The organism is Enterobacter sp. DTU_2021_1002640_1_SI_PRY_ASU_LCPMC_013, assembly GCF_032389435.1.
Taxonomy (GTDB): Bacteria; Pseudomonadota; Gammaproteobacteria; order Enterobacterales; family Enterobacteriaceae; genus Enterobacter; species Enterobacter hormaechei_C.
In genome coordinates this window covers 3,017,966-3,033,498 of the sequence record NZ_CP135594.1, presented here as the reverse complement: position 1 = coordinate 3,033,498, position 15,533 = coordinate 3,017,966, and the positions used below count along the sequence as shown (strand labels likewise).

General features: G+C 57.1%; 13 protein-coding genes. 7 read left to right on the top strand and 6 right to left on the bottom strand.

Annotation, left to right across the window (positions count from 1 at the left end; all coding sequences use genetic code 11):
* Positions 1–107: 107 nt before the first annotated feature.
* Positions 108–680: an elongation factor P-like protein YeiP gene (gene yeiP / locus RS584_RS14555; RefSeq protein ID WP_003859355.1), complete on the bottom strand. Its 573-nt coding sequence runs from the start codon at positions 678–680 to the stop codon at positions 108–110.
* Between the two features lie 164 nt (positions 681–844).
* On the opposite strand from yeiP, the gene RS584_RS14550 reads away from it, so the two are divergent.
* A complete protein-coding gene (locus tag RS584_RS14550; protein WP_003859353.1) occupies positions 845–1,099 on the top strand; it encodes a YkgJ family cysteine cluster protein in 255 nt (84 codons plus the stop codon).
* Here RS584_RS14550 and setB read toward each other — a convergent pair.
* Entirely contained in the window at positions 1,096–2,277 is a 1,182-nt protein-coding gene (gene setB / locus RS584_RS14545; protein WP_315748101.1) for a sugar efflux transporter SetB, read from the bottom strand. The genes RS584_RS14550 and setB overlap by 4 nt on opposite strands.
* A 358-nt stretch (positions 2,278–2,635) precedes the next feature.
* Here setB and fruB point away from each other — a divergent pair, with 358 nt between their 5' ends.
* The 3 genes from fruB to fruA are packed head-to-tail and all read left to right on the top strand — an operon-like array spanning position 2,636 to position 6,406.
* Complete coding sequence (gene fruB / locus RS584_RS14540) at positions 2,636–3,766, top strand: fused PTS fructose transporter subunit IIA/HPr protein (RefSeq protein ID WP_315748100.1); 1,131 nt, start codon at positions 2,636–2,638, stop codon at positions 3,764–3,766.
* Positions 3,766–4,704, top strand: coding sequence for a 1-phosphofructokinase (gene fruK / locus RS584_RS14535; RefSeq protein WP_006811313.1), 939 nt, complete (start codon positions 3,766–3,768; stop codon positions 4,702–4,704). The genes fruB and fruK overlap by 1 nt, the downstream gene beginning before the upstream one ends.
* Positions 4,705–4,720: 16 nt before the next feature.
* The gene (fruA, locus tag RS584_RS14530; protein WP_015572312.1) at positions 4,721–6,406 is read left to right on the top strand and encodes a PTS fructose transporter subunit IIBC; all 1,686 of its coding nucleotides are present in this window, start codon (positions 4,721–4,723) and stop codon (positions 6,404–6,406) included.
* A gap of 74 nt (positions 6,407–6,480) precedes the next feature.
* Here fruA and nfo read toward each other — a convergent pair whose 3' ends face one another.
* Both nfo and RS584_RS14520 read right to left on the bottom strand, forming a co-directional pair.
* Complete coding sequence (gene nfo / locus RS584_RS14525) at positions 6,481–7,338, bottom strand: deoxyribonuclease IV (RefSeq protein WP_315748099.1); 858 nt, start codon at positions 7,336–7,338, stop codon at positions 6,481–6,483.
* Positions 7,339–7,402: 64 nt separating this feature from the next.
* Positions 7,403–8,449 carry a YeiH family protein gene (locus tag RS584_RS14520; RefSeq protein WP_315748098.1) on the bottom strand — a complete coding sequence of 349 codons (1,047 nt, stop codon included), beginning with the start codon at positions 8,447–8,449 and terminating at the stop codon, positions 7,403–7,405.
* A gap of 97 nt (positions 8,450–8,546) precedes the next feature.
* Between RS584_RS14520 and yieE the strand changes: the two genes are divergently transcribed.
* Complete coding sequence (gene yieE / locus RS584_RS14515; RefSeq protein ID WP_017383387.1) at positions 8,547–9,413, top strand: DNA-binding transcriptional regulator YeiE; 867 nt, start codon at positions 8,547–8,549, stop codon at positions 9,411–9,413.
* A 180-nt stretch (positions 9,414–9,593) separates the two neighbouring features.
* Positions 9,594–11,063, top strand: coding sequence for an amino acid permease (locus RS584_RS14510; RefSeq protein WP_006811308.1), 1,470 nt, complete (start codon positions 9,594–9,596; stop codon positions 11,061–11,063).
* A 54-nt stretch (positions 11,064–11,117) separates the two neighbouring features.
* On the opposite strand, the gene RS584_RS14505 is transcribed toward RS584_RS14510, so the two are convergent.
* Both RS584_RS14505 and fghA read right to left on the bottom strand, forming a co-directional pair.
* Positions 11,118–13,103 carry a ligand-gated channel protein gene (locus RS584_RS14505; RefSeq protein ID WP_315748097.1) on the bottom strand — a complete coding sequence of 662 codons (1,986 nt, stop codon included), beginning with the start codon at positions 13,101–13,103 and terminating at the stop codon, positions 11,118–11,120.
* A 269-nt stretch (positions 13,104–13,372) separates the two neighbouring features.
* Positions 13,373–14,200 (bottom strand): S-formylglutathione hydrolase, encoded by an 828-nt coding sequence (gene fghA / locus RS584_RS14500; RefSeq protein ID WP_315748096.1) that lies wholly within the window; start codon positions 14,198–14,200, stop codon positions 13,373–13,375.
* 137 nt (positions 14,201–14,337) lie between these two features.
* Between fghA and RS584_RS14495 the strand changes: the two genes are divergently transcribed.
* Positions 14,338–15,486, top strand: coding sequence for a YbfB/YjiJ family MFS transporter (locus tag RS584_RS14495; RefSeq protein WP_315748095.1), 1,149 nt, complete (start codon positions 14,338–14,340; stop codon positions 15,484–15,486).
* Positions 15,487–15,533 lie beyond the last annotated feature (47 nt).

Sequence of the window (15,533 nt, the reverse complement as noted above, 5' to 3'; positions counted from 1 at the left end):
CCGGGTGGCGGCTGCGCCTTACCCGGCCTACAAAAACACAAAAACCGGCATCAGAGCCGGTTTTTTGTAGGCCCGGTAAGCGTAGCGCCACCGGGCGAAAAGCACGATCAGTCAGCACGACCCATATAGCGTTTTTCTTCGATATGGATACGGATTTTCTCGCCCGCTGACAGGTACTCTGGCACCTGTACGACCAGACCGGTAGTCAGGGTAGCCGGTTTGTTACGCGCACTTGCAGACGCGCCTTTGATGCCCGGCGCCGTTTCAACAATTTCCAGATCAACGGTCTGCGGCAGCTCCAGCGCCAGCAGCACGCCATCCCAGGTCAGCACCTGCATGTCCGGCATCCCACCTTCAGGAATAAACAGCAGCTCTTCTTCGATCTGATCTTTGGTGAAGATATACGGGGTGTAATCTTCTTTATCCATGAACACGTATTCGTTGCCGTCGATGTAGGAGAAATCAACGTAGCGACGGGTCAGGGTCACGGTATCGACGATATCGTCGCCTTTAAAACGTTCTTCCACTTTCAGGCCGGTGCGGACATCGGAGAAACGCATTTTGTACAGCGTTGCTGCGCCACGGGCGCTGGGTGCCTGAATGTCGATATCTTTCACAATCAGCAGTTTGCCGTTGTAATTCAGTACCATACCTTTCTTAATTTCGTTCGCTCTTGGCATTGCAGTAATCCTGTTTACGGGAGGTAAAAAATATCGCGCCAAATTACTCGCGCGCGGCCTTTCAGGCAAGCGGAATTCGTGGGTTTTGCTATCAATACATAAAAGGTGTTACTGTGCGCGCAATGCCCGACTGCGCGGGCATCTGCCACCAACAGAGAGCATGTATGGATTGTCGTTCCGACTGTGGCGCGTGCTGTACCGCACCGTCCATCTCAAGCCCCATTCCAGGCATGCCGGAGGGCAAGCCTGCCAATACCCGCTGCGTTCAGCTCTCTGACACTAACCTGTGCATGATCTTTGGCTCGCCCCTGCGCCCGAAGGTGTGCTCCGGGCTCCAGCCAACCGCCGAAATGTGCGGCAGTACGCGCCAGCAGGCCATCACTTATCTGCTTGAGCTGGAAGCGCTCACCGCGCCTTAAACATCTTTGATTCGCGTCAGGCAGCTCAGCGTCAGGACGCACATCACCAGCGCAATCCAGAACACCGTATGATAGTTCCAGATTTCAGCCACAACGCCCGCCAGTGAGCCTGCAATAATCCAGCCCACGCGGGTGGTATTAGTATAAAGGGTGGTGGCAGAGCCTGCCTGACCCGGCATCAGATCCTGGAAGTAGAGCATGCCGATACCGGCCAGAATACCGATGTAAATGGCGTTCAGCACCTGTAAAGCAAGAAGCAGGGCTGGCGTATGAACCGTCAGCATACCGACATAAAACAGCAGCCCGGCTACGGCGGCGACGCGCATCAAAAAGCGCTTGCCGAAGCGCTTCGCGTAATAGCCCGCAATCAGCATGGTGGGGATCTCAAGCCCCGCGGCGGTTCCCATCATGATCCCGGCCAGCTTCTCCGGCAGATGCAGCTCATCAATAATAAACAGCGGCATATTAATGATATAGAGGCTGTTGGTTCCCCACATTAGCGTACAGATAATGAATAACAGCAGCGCGTCGCGCCGGTTACGTCGCGGAGCTTCCAGCGTACCGGTCGCCACTTTCGGCTCTTTGCGCATGGAGGGCAGAAAGAACCAGACCATTGCGCCGCATACCACGAAGGCCACGGCTGCGCTGAGGTACATCACCGTAAAGCCAAAACCCATCGCCAGCGCGTAGGCGAGCGGGGGGCCAATCACCCAGGCCAGCGACACCTGCGCGCGCAGTATCGAGCTGAACATCACCGCTTCTCGCCCGGTGCGGTCGGCATGCTCGCGGGCAAGGGCGAACATCTGCGGGTTGGCGGTCGAGCCGAAACTGCTCAGGAAGACGCCCACGAACAGCAGAATGAAGTAGTTACGGTTCCAGGCAAACAGCAGGCAGGCAAACACTCCAAGCAGGCAGCAAAAAACGATCAGGCTTTTGCGATCGCCTTTGCGGTCTGAACGCCCGGCAAGAAACTGGCTGACGAAAATGCCGATGATGGCGCTCCCGGTGAAGAAGAAGCCAACCATCGCCGGGCGGGCGTGAACTTCGTTGGTCAGAAACAGGCTCAGCGTAGGCGTTTGTAACGCACCGGCAATACCGGTGAGAAAAGCAACGATCAAAAACGCCGTTGACGTCAAATCAAAAGGCTTTGGTGAGGCGGCAGCGGGGGTGTTATGCATGTTCAGTCTTTGCGAGTAACAGAGAGAGGCGGAGTTTACGCCGCCTGTCATTAAATAAACAGAGGGCAAAATCAAGATTGCCACAATAAATCAAAATAGCATTTCAGTTTATCGCCGTTTCGCTGAAGCGTGCTGAACCTGTTTGCTGAACATCAGCAAAAACCTCCCGACTGAAGAAGAAATGTGCTGCACTTCTAAATTCTGCAACAAGAAATGTAACTTTTCTTGCAACCTTTTGTAGAAAAGACAAGACTTCTTGAAACGTTTCAGCGCTATCTTGCCTGTCCTGACGAAGCAGGTTAGCGCCTGGTTTCTCAGTTAAGCTGAAACGATTCAATTTCAGCAGGAGAGGAGAATCATGTTCCAGTTATCTGTTCAGGATATTCACCCGGGCGAACAGGCCGGGAATAAAGAAGAGGCTATTCGCCAGGTCGCCGCTGCGCTCGTGCAGGCTGGCAACGTGGCTGACGGCTACGTCAACGGCATGCTGGCGCGTGAACAGCAGACCTCCACCTTCCTCGGTAACGGTATTGCAATTCCGCACGGCACCACGGACACCCGCGATCAGGTGCTGAAAACCGGCGTGCAGGTCTTCCAGTTCCCGCAGGGCGTGCTGTGGGGCGAGGGTCAGGTGGCTTATGTGGCGATTGGCATCGCGGCCAGCGGTGACGAACACCTGGGCCTGCTGCGTCAGCTGACGCACGTGCTGAGCGATGATGCCGTCGCGGAACAGCTTAAATCCGCCACCACTGCTGAAGAGCTGCGTGCCCTGCTGATGGGCGAAAAACAGAGCGAAGCGCTGAAGCTGGATAATGAAACCCTGACGCTGGACGTCGTTACGTCCGATTTGCTGACGCTCCAGGCGCTGAACGCGGCCCGCCTGAAAGAAGTGGGAGCGGCAGATACCACTTTTGTGACGCGCGCCATCAATGATAAGCCATTAAACCTGGGTCAGGGCATCTGGCTGAACGACAGTGCTGAAGGCAACCTGCGTAGCGCTATCGCGGTCAGCCGTGCTGCGGTTGCCTTTGAGACAGACGGCGAACGCGCCGCGATGCTGGTAACGGTCGCCATGGCGGACGATCAGCCGGTATCCGTGCTGAAGCGTCTGGGCGATCTGCTGCTGAACAATAAAGCTGAAAAACTGCTGAACGCAGACGCGGCGACGGTGCTGGCCCTGCTGACCAGCGACGATGCGCTGACGGATGACCTGCTGAGCGCAGAGTACGTGGTGCGTAACGAACACGGCCTGCATGCCCGTCCGGGCACCATGCTGGTGAATACCATTAAACAATTTGCAAGTGAGATCACCGTGACCAATCTGGACGGTTCGGGTAAACCAGCCAACGGGCGCAGCCTGATGAAAGTTGTCGCGCTGGGCGTGAAGAAAGGCCATCGTCTGCGCTTTACCGCGCAGGGTGCGGATGCTGAACAGGCGCTGAAAGCGATTGGCGACGCCATCGCGGCCGGTCTGGGGGAGGGCGCATAATGAGCAGACGTGTTGCGACCATTACGCTGAACCCGGCTTACGATCTGGTGGGTTTCTGTCCGGAAATTGAGCGTGGCGAAGTTAACCTGGTGCGGACGACCGGCCTGCATGCCGCAGGAAAAGGGATTAACGTGGCGAAGGTGCTGAAAGATCTCGGCATCGACGTCACCGTAGGCGGCTTCCTCGGTAAAGACAACCAGGATGGTTTTCAGCAGTTGTTCAGTGAACTGGGCATCGCTAACCGTTTTCAGGTTGTGCAGGGCCGTACCCGCATCAACGTTAAGCTGACCGAGAAAGACGGTGAAGTGACCGATCTGAACTTCTCCGGCTTCGAAGTGACCCCGGCTGACTGGGAGCGCTTTGTTGCCGATTCCCTGAGCTGGCTGGGCCAGTTTGACATGGTGTGCGTCAGCGGCAGTCTGCCGTCCGGCGTCAGCCCGGAAGCGTTCACCGACTGGATGACGCGCCTGCGCAGCCAGTGCCCGTGCATTATTTTCGACAGCAGCCGCGACGCGCTGGTCGCCGGTCTGAAAGCCTCGCCATGGCTGGTTAAACCTAACCGCCGCGAACTGGAGATCTGGGCGGGCCGTAAGCTGCCAGAATTAAAGGATGTGATTGACGCTGCCCATGCGCTGCGCGAGCAGGGTATCGCTCACGTGGTGATTTCGCTGGGTGCAGAAGGTGCCCTGTGGGTTAACGCCTCCGGGGAATGGATTGCCAAACCGCCTTCAATGGAGGTGGTTAGCACCGTGGGTGCCGGGGATTCGATGGTTGGCGGCCTGATCTACGGTCTGCTGATGCGCGAATCCAGTGAACATACCTTACGTCTTGCTACCGCCGTTGCGGCCCTGGCCGTGAGCCAGAGCAATGTCGGTATTACCGATCGTACCCAGTTAGCCGCGATGATGGCGCGCGTTGACTTAAAACCTTTTAACTAACAGCAGGAGAGGAATAATGAAAACGCTGCTGATCATTGACTCCGGTCTCGGACAGGCTCGTGCCTATATGGCGAAGACCCTGCTGGGCGCGGCGGCACAAAAAGCGCATCTGGATATCATTGATAACCCGGGTGATGCTGAAATGGCGATTGTTCTGGGCGACAAAATCCCCGCTGACAGCGCCCTGAACGGCAAAAAAGTGTGGCTGGGTGATATTAATCGCGCGGTGGCACACCCTGAACTGTTTCTGAGCGAAGCAAAAGGTCATGCGACGGTTTACAGCGCACCTGTTGAGGCGGCGCCGGTTGCCGCCGCTGGGCCGAAACGCATTGTTGCGGTAACGGCCTGCCCGACAGGTGTGGCGCACACCTTTATGGCGGCTGAAGCCATTGAAACCGAAGCGAAAAAACGTGGCTGGTGGGTGAAGGTTGAAACCCGCGGCTCTGTTGGTGCGGGCAATGCCATCACGCCGGAAGAGGTGGCGGAAGCCGATCTGGTGATTGTGGCGGCGGATATCGAAGTGGATCTGGCGAAGTTTGCCGGCAAGCCGATGTACCGTACCTCTACCGGCCTGGCGCTGAAGAAGACCGCGCAGGAATTTGATAAGGCGCTGGCAGAAGCCAAACCGTATCAGGCAACCGGTGCGGCTAAAACTGCGACCGAAGGGAAAAAAGAGTCTGCGGGCGCGTATCGTCACCTGCTGACCGGCGTGTCCTACATGCTGCCGATGGTGGTGGCGGGCGGCCTGTGTATTGCGCTCTCCTTCGCCTTTGGTATCGAGGCGTTTAAAGAGCCGGGCACACTGGCGGCCGCGTTGATGCAGATTGGCGGCGGCTCCGCGTTTGCGTTGATGGTGCCGGTGCTGGCGGGCTTTATCGCCTTCTCCATTGCTGACCGTCCGGGTCTGACGCCGGGTCTTATCGGCGGTATGCTCGCCGTGAGCACCGGTTCTGGCTTTATCGGCGGTATCATTGCCGGTTTCCTCGCCGGTTATGTGGCGAAGCTGATCAGCTCGAAGCTGAAGCTACCGCAGAGTATGGAGGCGCTGAAACCTATCCTGATCATCCCGCTGATTTCCAGCCTGGTGGTCGGTCTGGCGATGATTTACCTGATTGGTAAGCCGGTCGCGGGCATTCTGGAAGGTCTGACCCACTGGCTGCAAACCATGGGGACGGCGAACGCGGTGCTGCTGGGCGCAATCCTCGGCGGTATGATGTGTACCGACATGGGTGGTCCGGTGAACAAAGCGGCATATGCGTTTGGCGTTGGCCTGCTGAGTACCCAGACCTACGCGCCGATGGCGGCGATCATGGCGGCCGGTATGGTGCCTCCGCTGGCGCTCGGTCTGGCGACGATTATTGCCCGCCGTAAGTTCGATAAAGCGCAGCAGGAAGGCGGTAAAGCGGCGCTGGTGCTGGGCCTGTGCTTCATCACCGAAGGCGCAATCCCGTTTGCGGCACGCGATCCAATGCGTGTTCTGCCGTGCTGTATCGTGGGTGGTGCGGTGACGGGGGCTATCTCCATGGCGGTAGGTGCGAAACTGATGGCGCCGCACGGCGGTCTGTTCGTCCTGCTCATCCCTGGCGCCATCACGCCGGTGCTGGGTTATCTGCTGGCGATTGTTGCCGGTACGCTGGTGGCAGGCCTGTCTTACGCGGTGCTGAAGCGCCCGGAAGCGGAAGTGGTCGCAAAAGCAGCCTAAAAGAGGTGTCGGGTGGCGGCTTCGCCTTACCCGACCTACAAAAAAAGCCGGGTGCGTAAGCAGCCCGGCTTTTTTTATGCCGCCTGTTCAGCGGTTTGCTGCGCCTTCAGCCAGGCAATCTCTTCCGCCCAGACATCCGGGTTAATGGTTTCGAGCACCATTGGAATGCCGTCGAAGCGGGCATCCTGCATGATAAAGCGGAACGCATCGTGGCCGATATTGCCTTCGCCCAGGCTGTGGTGGCGGTCAACGCGACTGCCGAACGCGCTTTTCGCATCGTTTAAGTGCATACCGCGAAGGTATTTAAAACCGACAATACGCTCGAACTCCTCGAAGGTATTTTTCGTGGCCTCGGTTGTGCGCAGGTCATAGCCGGCGGCAAAGGCGTGACAGGTATCGATGCACACCCCCACGCGGGATTTATCTTCCACGCCGTCAATAATCGCCGCCAGATGTTCGAACTTAAAGCCAAGGTTGCTGCCCTGACCGGCGGTGTTCTCAATCACTGCGGTGACGCCTTTGGTTTTATCCAGCGTAATGTTGATGGACTCGGCGATGCGCGCCAGACAGGCGTCTTCGTCAATCTGCATCAGATGGCTGCCGGGATGGAAGTTCAGCAGCGTCAGCCCCAGCTGTTCACAGCGCTGAACCTCATCCAGGAACGCTTCGCGGGATTTTTCCAGCGCCTCGGCAACCGGGTGACCTAGGTTAATGAGGTAGCTGTCATGGGGAAGGATTTGGCCAGGCCCGTAGCCGTATTTCTCACAGGCGGCTTTGAAATCATCAATCACTTCAGCGGTGAGCGCTGCGGCGCGCCACTGGCGCTGGTTTTTGGTGAACAGGGCGAAAGCGGTCGCCTCGATTTCGGCGGCGCGAATGGCGGCATTCGCAAGGCCACCGGCAGCGCTGACGTGCGCTCCAACATATTTCATAAAAAGACTCCTGTTAACCCGAAATGCCTATGATAGCGGGTTAACAGGAGAAGAACGAGATGGTTTATGCCAACAGGCTGTGTATCGCAAGGTTAATCGCACCACCGCCAACGATTAGCCAGATGAACAGCACCAGCGCCATCAGCAGCGGTTTCGCGCCGGCTTTTTTCAGCGCGCTGACGTGTGTGGTGACGCCCAGCGCCGCCATCGCCATCGCCAGCAGGACCGTATCCAGCGTCACCAGCATATCCACCATCGCTTTTGGCAGCAGGTGGAAAGAGTTGAAGACAGCGACCACGATGAACAGGATCGCAAACCACGGAATGGTGATTTTGCTTTTCTCGCTGCCGCCTGCCGGAGCAAGCTGTTTAACCCTCGCCGCGAGGAAAAGCAGGAACGGGGCCAGCATCATCACGCGCAGCATTTTGGCGATGACCGCCGCGTTTTCCGCTTCCGGGTTAATGGCGTGACCTGCCGCCACCACCTGCGCCACTTCGTGCATGGTGGAGCCGATATAAATGCCGTAGGTTTCCGGACTAAACCAGTGCGCCACCAGCGGATACATGGCCGGATACAGGAAGATCGCCAGCGTACCGAAGATAACTACCGTCGCGACGGCAACCGTGACTTTACTGGCTTCGGCTTTAACGACGGGTTCTGTTGCCAGTACCGCCGCCGCGCCGCAGATGCTGCTACCCGCACCGATCAGCCAGCTGGTCTGTTTGTCCAGCCCAAAGATCTTCTGACCGATAAAGCACGCCAGTAAAAAGGTGCTCGAAAGGGTCAGGACGTCAATGGCAATCCCGCTGACACCCACATCCGCAATCTGCGAAAAGGTGAGACGGAAGCCATAAAGGATGATCCCGAGACGTAATAAATGCTGCTTGGCGAAAATCACGCCGCCGTCGCAGGATTTCCAGATGTGTGGATAAACGGTGTTCCCGACCACCATGCCGAGCAGAATGGCCAGCGTCAGGGCGCTGAACCCTGCGCCGGCAACCGCCGGTATACTCCCGCCCCATAAGGCCACGCCGGTAACCACGGCGCTGAGCGCGAGACCCGGCACGAAGTGCCACACTGTACGATGATGTTGTAAGGTGATTTCTGACATAACCTTCTCCTTTGTCTGGCTAAAGGTTACGGCGCTCTGGCTTAAAAATAAAATTGATTATATATTTATAATCAATCTTTATAAGTGGTAAGCAACCATGCACATTACATTGCGTCAGCTGGAAGTTTTTGCCGAGGTGCTGAAAAGCGGCTCGACAACCCAGGCGTCACAAATGCTGGCGCTCTCGCAGTCCGCCGTTAGCGCGGCCTTGACCGATCTTGAAGGGCAACTGGGCGTTCAGCTTTTCGACAGGGTAGGAAAGCGGCTGGTGGTGAACGAGCATGGCCGCCTGCTGTACCCGCGTGCCCTGGCCTTGCTGGAGCAGGCAACGGAGATCGAACAGCTGTTCCGCGAGGACAACGGCGCTATTCGCGTCTACGCCAGCAGCACGATCGGTAACTACATCCTGCCGGAAGTGATTGCCCGCTACCGCCGGGATTTTCCGACCCTGCCGCTGGAAATGAGCGTCGGCAACAGCCAGGACGTGATTAACGCGGTGATCGATTTCCGCGTGGACATCGGGCTTATCGAAGGGCCGTGCCACAACGTGGATATCATTGCGGAACCCTGGCTGGAGGATGAGCTGGTGGTGTTTGCCTCCCCGGCCTCTTCTTTACTTCAGGGCGAGGTGACGCTGGAGCGTCTGGCGCAGGCGCAGTGGATCCTGCGAGAGCAGGGCTCCGGCACGCGTGAGATTGTCGATTATCTGCTGCTGTCCCATCTGCCGCAGTTCCAGTTAGGGATGGAGTTAGGTAACTCCGAGGCGATTAAGCATGCGGTGCGTCATGGCCTGGGCATTAGCTGTCTTTCCCGACGGGTGATTGCCGAACAGCTGGAAACCGGCTCTCTGGTTGAGATCCCCGTTCCGCTGCCGAAGCTGGTGCGCACGCTGTGGTGCATCCATCATCGTCAGAAACACCTTTCCAGCTCACTCCAGCGTTTTCTGCGCTACTGCGCCATTTAACGTTCCCCGGTGGCGCTTCGCTTACCGGGGCTATGTGCGCTTATCACCCCACATTTTTATGCTTTACTTATAATCCTGACCGAGTCATGAAGCTCTCTTATAACTGAGCATTTCTGCCGGAAGCAACGCAGATCGTCTGCTACAATCGCGCCTCATTTATTGAATGGACAGCATTTTCACATGGTTTCAGAAACTAAAACCACAGAAGCGCCCGCGCTACGTCGCGCACTTAAGGCGCGTCACCTGACGATGATCGCCATTGGCGGCTCCATCGGTACGGGTCTTTTCGTTGCCTCTGGCGCAACAATTTCGGCAGCCGGCCCGGGTGGGGCATTATTCTCTTATATCCTGATTGGCCTGATGGTCTACTTCCTGATGACCAGCCTGGGCGAACTGGCGGCATACATGCCGGTGTCTGGTTCGTTTTCGACCTACGGACAAAAATACGTTGAGGAAGGCTTCGGCTTCGCGCTGGGCTGGAACTACTGGTACAACTGGGCGGTGACCATCGCCGTTGACCTCGTCGCCGCACAGCTGGTAATGACCTGGTGGTTCCCGGACACGCCAGGCTGGATCTGGAGCGCCCTGTTCCTGGCGGTCATCTTCCTGCTGAACTACATCTCCGTGCGCGGCTTTGGCGAAGCGGAATACTGGTTCTCTTTGATTAAAGTGGCAACCGTCATCATCTTTATCGTCGTCGGTGTGGCGATGATCGTTGGTATTTTCAAAGGGGCTGAACCGGCGGGCTGGAGTAACTGGACAATAGGCGATGCGCCGTTTGCCGGGGGCTTCTCGGCGATGATTGGCGTGGCGATGATTGTCGGCTTCTCCTTCCAGGGGACCGAGCTGATTGGTATCGCGGCCGGTGAATCCGAAAACCCGGAGAAGAACATTCCGCGCGCGGTGCGTCAAGTGTTCTGGCGTATCCTGCTGTTTTATGTGTTCGCGATCCTGATTATCAGCCTGATCATTCCGTATACCGACCCAAGCCTGCTGCGTAACGATGTGAAAGACATCAGCGTCAGCCCGTTCACGCTGGTCTTCCAGCACGCGGGTCTGCTCTCTGCCGCGGCGGTGATGAACGCGGTGATCCTGACGGCGGTACTGTCTGCGGGTAACTCCGGGATGTACGCCTCCACCCGCATGCTCTACACCCTGGCCTGCGACGGTAAAGCGCCGCGTATTTTCTCGAAACTGTCTCGCGGTGGCGTGCCGCGCAACGCGCTGTATGCGACCACGGTGATTGCGGGTCTCTGTTTCCTGACCTCCATGTTCGGCAATCAGACGGTCTACCTGTGGCTGCTTAACACCTCTGGTATGACGGGCTTTATTGCCTGGCTGGGCATTGCCATCAGCCACTACCGTTTCCGTCGCGGGTACGTCAAGCAGGGGCATGATCTCAATAATCTGCCGTACCGGTCAGGGTTCTTCCCGCTGGGGCCGATCTTCGCCTTCGTTCTGTGCCTGATTATTACCCTGGGTCAGAACTATGAGGCCTTCCTTGCGGACACCATTGACTGGGGTGCCGTCACGGCCACCTATATTGGCATTCCGCTGTTCCTGATCATCTGGTTTGGCTACAAACTGACGAAAGGAACACGCTTCGTTCGCTACAGTGAAATGGATTTCCCGGAACGATTTAAACAATAACCGCACTTCCTCCCTTTTAGCCCGCTCAGTTGAGCGGGCTTTTTTATGGGCAGATCAGAAGCTGTAGGTCATGCCGACGGTATAGCGACGGCCATCCAGCACGGTGTCATACGTATCGTAATCAATCTGCTTATCGAGCACGTTATACACACCGGCAGTAACCAGCAGGTTTTTGTTGGCGTTGTAGCGCATACCGACATCAACCTGAGTGTAGGACGGCGTACCCTGGGACATTGACGTGCGGCTCAGGTACTCAGACGTTTTACCGCGCAGGTTCAGACGGCTCCAGAATCCGATGTCGGGCGTCGCCTGCCAGTCCAGGGTGGTGTTGAACATGTGTTTCGGCATTTTGTTCAGTGGCTTGCCGGAGAACTGGCCGCTCTTCTGCTCGGACTCCGTATAGGTGTAGTTTGCAGTCCAGTTCACATCACGTGTGATCTTCCACCCGAAGGAGGACTCCACACCGCGCATGTTGGCTTTGTCCACGTTGACGCGATCGCTGACGAAATCATAGCTGTGATCGCCAATCGTACAGGCGGGATCGGCGCTGCTGTTACAGCGGCGAACTTCCGTAATTTTGTCCTTGAAGTCGGTATTAAACAGCGTCACGCCGGCATTCAGGTTATCGTTGTTATCCCAGAGCAGGGCGAGCTCTTCGCTCAGGCTCTTCTCTGGTTTCAGATCCGGGTTGCCAACGATGATACCGTCAAGACGGCCGCCACCCGTTACCTGGCCCCAGCTGGCAGACGACTGACGCAGATCCGGCGCACGATAGCCAGCCGAAACCCCGCCTTTTAACGTCCACTGATCGGCCAGGTGCCATACGCCGTAACCGCGCGGCGTCCAGTTAGTACCGTAGTTTTGGTCTTTGTCCATACGCAGACCGCCGGTCAACGTAAAGCTTTCCGTCATTGCCCATTCATCTTCGGCAAACAGGGCCCAGCTCCAGCGCGTCAGTTTGTTCAGTCCGTCAGCAGCTTCCAGCTGATTACCCTTGTCGCGCAGTTTCTCATAACGATACTGCCCGCCGAGGGTCAACGTATGATCGCCGAGGAAAATCTGGTTCTGGTTGTTGAAGGTGGTGTTATAGGAGCGCATTTTGCGACCTGGATTATTGGTCTCTTCCTGCTGGATATAGCTGGTGGTATTGAAGTCGTCGTAATACCCGCTGTGCGTTAAGGAGTAGGTCGTGTGCTCATAGCGCGAGTCGCTTTTGGTATTTGGCGTACAGGTTGTTCCCCGGCAGGTTTCAGCCGCTTTCGACATCCCCGGGGTGCTGTTTCTGTCCTGAAGCTCGCGAGCAAAGTCGAGGTCGAAATCGTTCTTCTCGTCCGGCGTGAAGTTCAGCGTAATGCCACCGTTACGCATTTTCTGCTCGTTATAGCCGTTCACGATTTTATCTTCTGCGCGGCGTGACAACAGCCCCGTCACTTTTGCGCCCAGCAGTCCGTCGATCAGGGGACCAGAAGCGTAGGCGTTGGTCTGGAAGATATCGCCGGAATCATTGTTTTCCTGGAAGGTCGCATCGCCATGCAACGAACCGGTCCAGGCTTTAGTGTTCGAGACTTTTTTGGTAATGACGTTAATTACGCCACCCATAGCATCGGAGCCGTAAAGCGAGGACATCGGGCCGCGGATGACCTCGATGCGCTCAATGGACTCCAGCGGCGGCAGCCAGCCTTGTTCAATACCCGAGTTGTCGCTGTTGGGGCGGGTGCTTCGCGTACTGACGCGTTTGCCGTTCACCAGGAACAGGGTGTACTGAGAGGCCATGCCGCGAATACTAATATCACTGCTGCTCCCGCCGCCAGTGACGACAACGCCCGGGACGTCTCTCAGGGCATCGGTAACATCACGGTAGGCTTTATCTTCAATCTGCTGTTTTGAAATCACAGAGATGGAGGCGGGGGCATTCTGGATTTTTTGTTCAAAACCCGTCGCGGTGACGACAACGGTGTCCTGATCGGCTGCGTGAACGAAGGGGGAACATGTGGCAGCGCCAATGGCGACGGCCAGGAGCTTAATGCGCGGTATTGTCATTTGTACATTCCGTATAAAAATGAATAAAACTCCATCGGGATAACCCTGAGAACTGTATGTTTTTGTCTTGTAAGAACTCTTTGAGATGGAGAAGAGCCTGGAATTGTACAAAAGAATGTAGAATTGTAAACACAAATGATAATTGAAATCATTTGTGTTTGACGAAGATGTAAGGAAACCAGCCTGGATTCAAGCGGATAGAATTATGTAAATGAGGGGGAGGGGAAAGACCCGGTAGGCAGGAGGCGCTACCGGGCAAAAGGCGGAACTTACCTGAACAGATGCTCCGCATGGAAGCGGAGATGATCCTCAATAAAGGACGCCATGAAGTAATAGCTGTGGTCGTATCCCGGCTGAATGCGCAGCGTTAGCGGCCAGTCCTTCTGGCGCGCGGCTTCCGCCAGCACCGCAGGCTGTAGCTGTCCGGCGAGGAACTGATCCGCATCGCCCTGATCGATAAGCATCGGAATCGCATTCGCCGAGTCGCTCGCCAGCATCAACGCGCAGCTGTCCCATTCCTGCCATTTTTCTGCATCTTCACCCAGATAGTGCGTAAAGGCTTTTTGCCCCCACGGCACCTGCGTTGGGTTCACAATCGGCGCAAATGCGGACACGCTGGTGTATTTCCCCGGATTTTTCAGCGCCATTATCAGCGCCCCGTGGCCACCCATCGAATGTCCGCTTATCGCGCAGCGCTCGCTGACCGCGAACTGAGAGTGCACCAGGGCAGGCAGTTCATCGCGAATGTAGTCATACATGCGGTAATGGCTCGCCCACGGTTGTTCCGTGGCGTTGAGATAGAACCCGGCGCCTTTACCCAAATCGTATCCGGCATCGTCGGCCACGTCATCGCCACGCGGGCTGGTATCTGGCATCACCAGCGCAATGCCCAGTTCGGTGGCAATACGCTGGGCACCCGCTTTGGTGGTGAAGTTTTCGTCGTTGCAGGTCAGGCCTGAAAGCCAGTACAGCACCGGTGGATTGTCCGCAGGGGGCAGGAAAATGCTGAACGTCATAGCACAATTCAGCGTGGTGGAGTCGTGCCGCCAGCGCTGCTGTCGACCTTCAAAACAACGATGCTCTTCGAGCAGTTCCATGCAGGGCTCCTTAAAGGTAAGACGATTCATAAAACGCATAATACAGAGTTTTCATTGACCTGTGAGCAACTTTCACTTTCGCAGGACGGCGAGATGTTGCATCATAAATTTACTTTTCTTTAACAATTGGAGCGATCATGGCGCTGCGTATCGCGCTCAGCGGATTTGTGGTTCTGGTCGTGGCGATGGGGATAGGGCGCTTCGCCTTCACGCCTCAGGTGCCGCTGATGATAGCCGCCGGGCAACTCACGCTTACCAGCGCGGGGCTGGTGGCGGCAATGAACTATCTGGGCTATCTGGTGGGGGCATGGGATGCCATGCGCGCCCATCGCTTCGTTGAAACGCGTCTCTGGCTTGGCATCACCGGTGCGGTGGCGCTGACGCTGCTCTCCGCGGCGGCAGATAATGCCGTCGTTCACGGTCTGCTGCGCTTTGTGATCGGCTGCATGAGCGGCTGGTCGATGGTGCTGATTGCCGCCTGGACCAACGAGCGGCTGGGGCAGCTGGGCAAACCGGGCCTCAGCGCGGCCGTGTTTGCCGGTCCGGGCGCGGGGATTGCCCTGAGCGGGTTGCTCGCCGTCTATATTCAGGCGAAATCCCTCTCGGCCGGGGCGGCATGGCAAATCTATGGCGTGCTGGCGCTAGTGCTGATTGCCCTGGTGGCGCGCTACCTGCCGCGGTCCGGGCAGCTCCATCGGCCCGGTACCGCGCCTGAACCGCTGCTGCTGACCGCAGATCTCAAGCGTCTGGTCTGGAGCTACAGCCTGGCAGGGTTCGGCTATATCCTCCCGGCGACCTTTTTATCGCAAATGGCGGCGGTGCGTTTTCCCGGCAGCCTGTTTGCCCAGTTTGTCTGGCCGATATTTGGCGCCGCCTCGGTGGTGGGAATTGCGCTCAGCATTGCCCTGCGGCATACATCAAGCGCTAACCGCAGGCTGGCGATTGTTCTGTGGTTACAGGGGATTGGCGTGCTGGCGGCCTGGCTGCTGCCGGGCATAGGCGGCTTGCTGACGGGTGGGCTGCTGGTGGGCGGCGGGTTCCTCTGCGCCGTGCAGCTCTCTCTTTTGTTCGGTCGCGAGCTGGCGCCAGACCACACGCGTTATATGGCGGGACTGCTCACCACCGGGTATGCCATTGGTCAGCTGGTGGGTCCGGTCACGTCGGCACTGTCGACCTGGCTCACGCATCGGCTGGAACCTGCGCTGGGGCTGGCGGGGATCGCGCTGTTCGTTGGCGGAGCGTTAGTCTGGAACCGTCAGGCTGAAAGGCAACAGCAATTGCAATAATTATCGTCGTGAATACTGGATTATGTGCGTCGCCTCACGCACAATGA

Excerpts from the sequence above, each read along its gene's own strand:
- yeiP (WP_003859355.1), bottom strand. The coding sequence starts at position 680 with ATGCCAAGAGCGAACGAAATTAAGAAAGGTATGGTACTGAATTACAAC.
- RS584_RS14550 (WP_003859353.1), top strand. The coding sequence starts at position 845 with ATGGATTGTCGTTCCGACTGTGGCGCGTGCTGTACCGCACCGTCCATC.
- setB (WP_315748101.1), bottom strand. The coding sequence starts at position 2,277 with ATGCATAACACCCCCGCTGCCGCCTCACCAAAGCCTTTTGATTTGACG.
- fruB (WP_315748100.1), top strand. The coding sequence starts at position 2,636 with ATGTTCCAGTTATCTGTTCAGGATATTCACCCGGGCGAACAGGCCGGG.
- fruK (WP_006811313.1), top strand. The coding sequence starts at position 3,766 with ATGAGCAGACGTGTTGCGACCATTACGCTGAACCCGGCTTACGATCTG.
- fruA (WP_015572312.1), top strand. The coding sequence starts at position 4,721 with ATGAAAACGCTGCTGATCATTGACTCCGGTCTCGGACAGGCTCGTGCC.
- nfo (WP_315748099.1), bottom strand. The coding sequence starts at position 7,338 with ATGAAATATGTTGGAGCGCACGTCAGCGCTGCCGGTGGCCTTGCGAAT.
- RS584_RS14520 (WP_315748098.1), bottom strand. The coding sequence starts at position 8,449 with ATGTCAGAAATCACCTTACAACATCATCGTACAGTGTGGCACTTCGTG.
- yieE (WP_017383387.1), top strand. The coding sequence starts at position 8,547 with ATGCACATTACATTGCGTCAGCTGGAAGTTTTTGCCGAGGTGCTGAAA.
- RS584_RS14510 (WP_006811308.1), top strand. The coding sequence starts at position 9,594 with ATGGTTTCAGAAACTAAAACCACAGAAGCGCCCGCGCTACGTCGCGCA.
- RS584_RS14505 (WP_315748097.1), bottom strand. The coding sequence starts at position 13,103 with ATGACAATACCGCGCATTAAGCTCCTGGCCGTCGCCATTGGCGCTGCC.
- fghA (WP_315748096.1), bottom strand. The coding sequence starts at position 14,200 with ATGGAACTGCTCGAAGAGCATCGTTGTTTTGAAGGTCGACAGCAGCGC.
- RS584_RS14495 (WP_315748095.1), top strand. The coding sequence starts at position 14,338 with ATGGCGCTGCGTATCGCGCTCAGCGGATTTGTGGTTCTGGTCGTGGCG.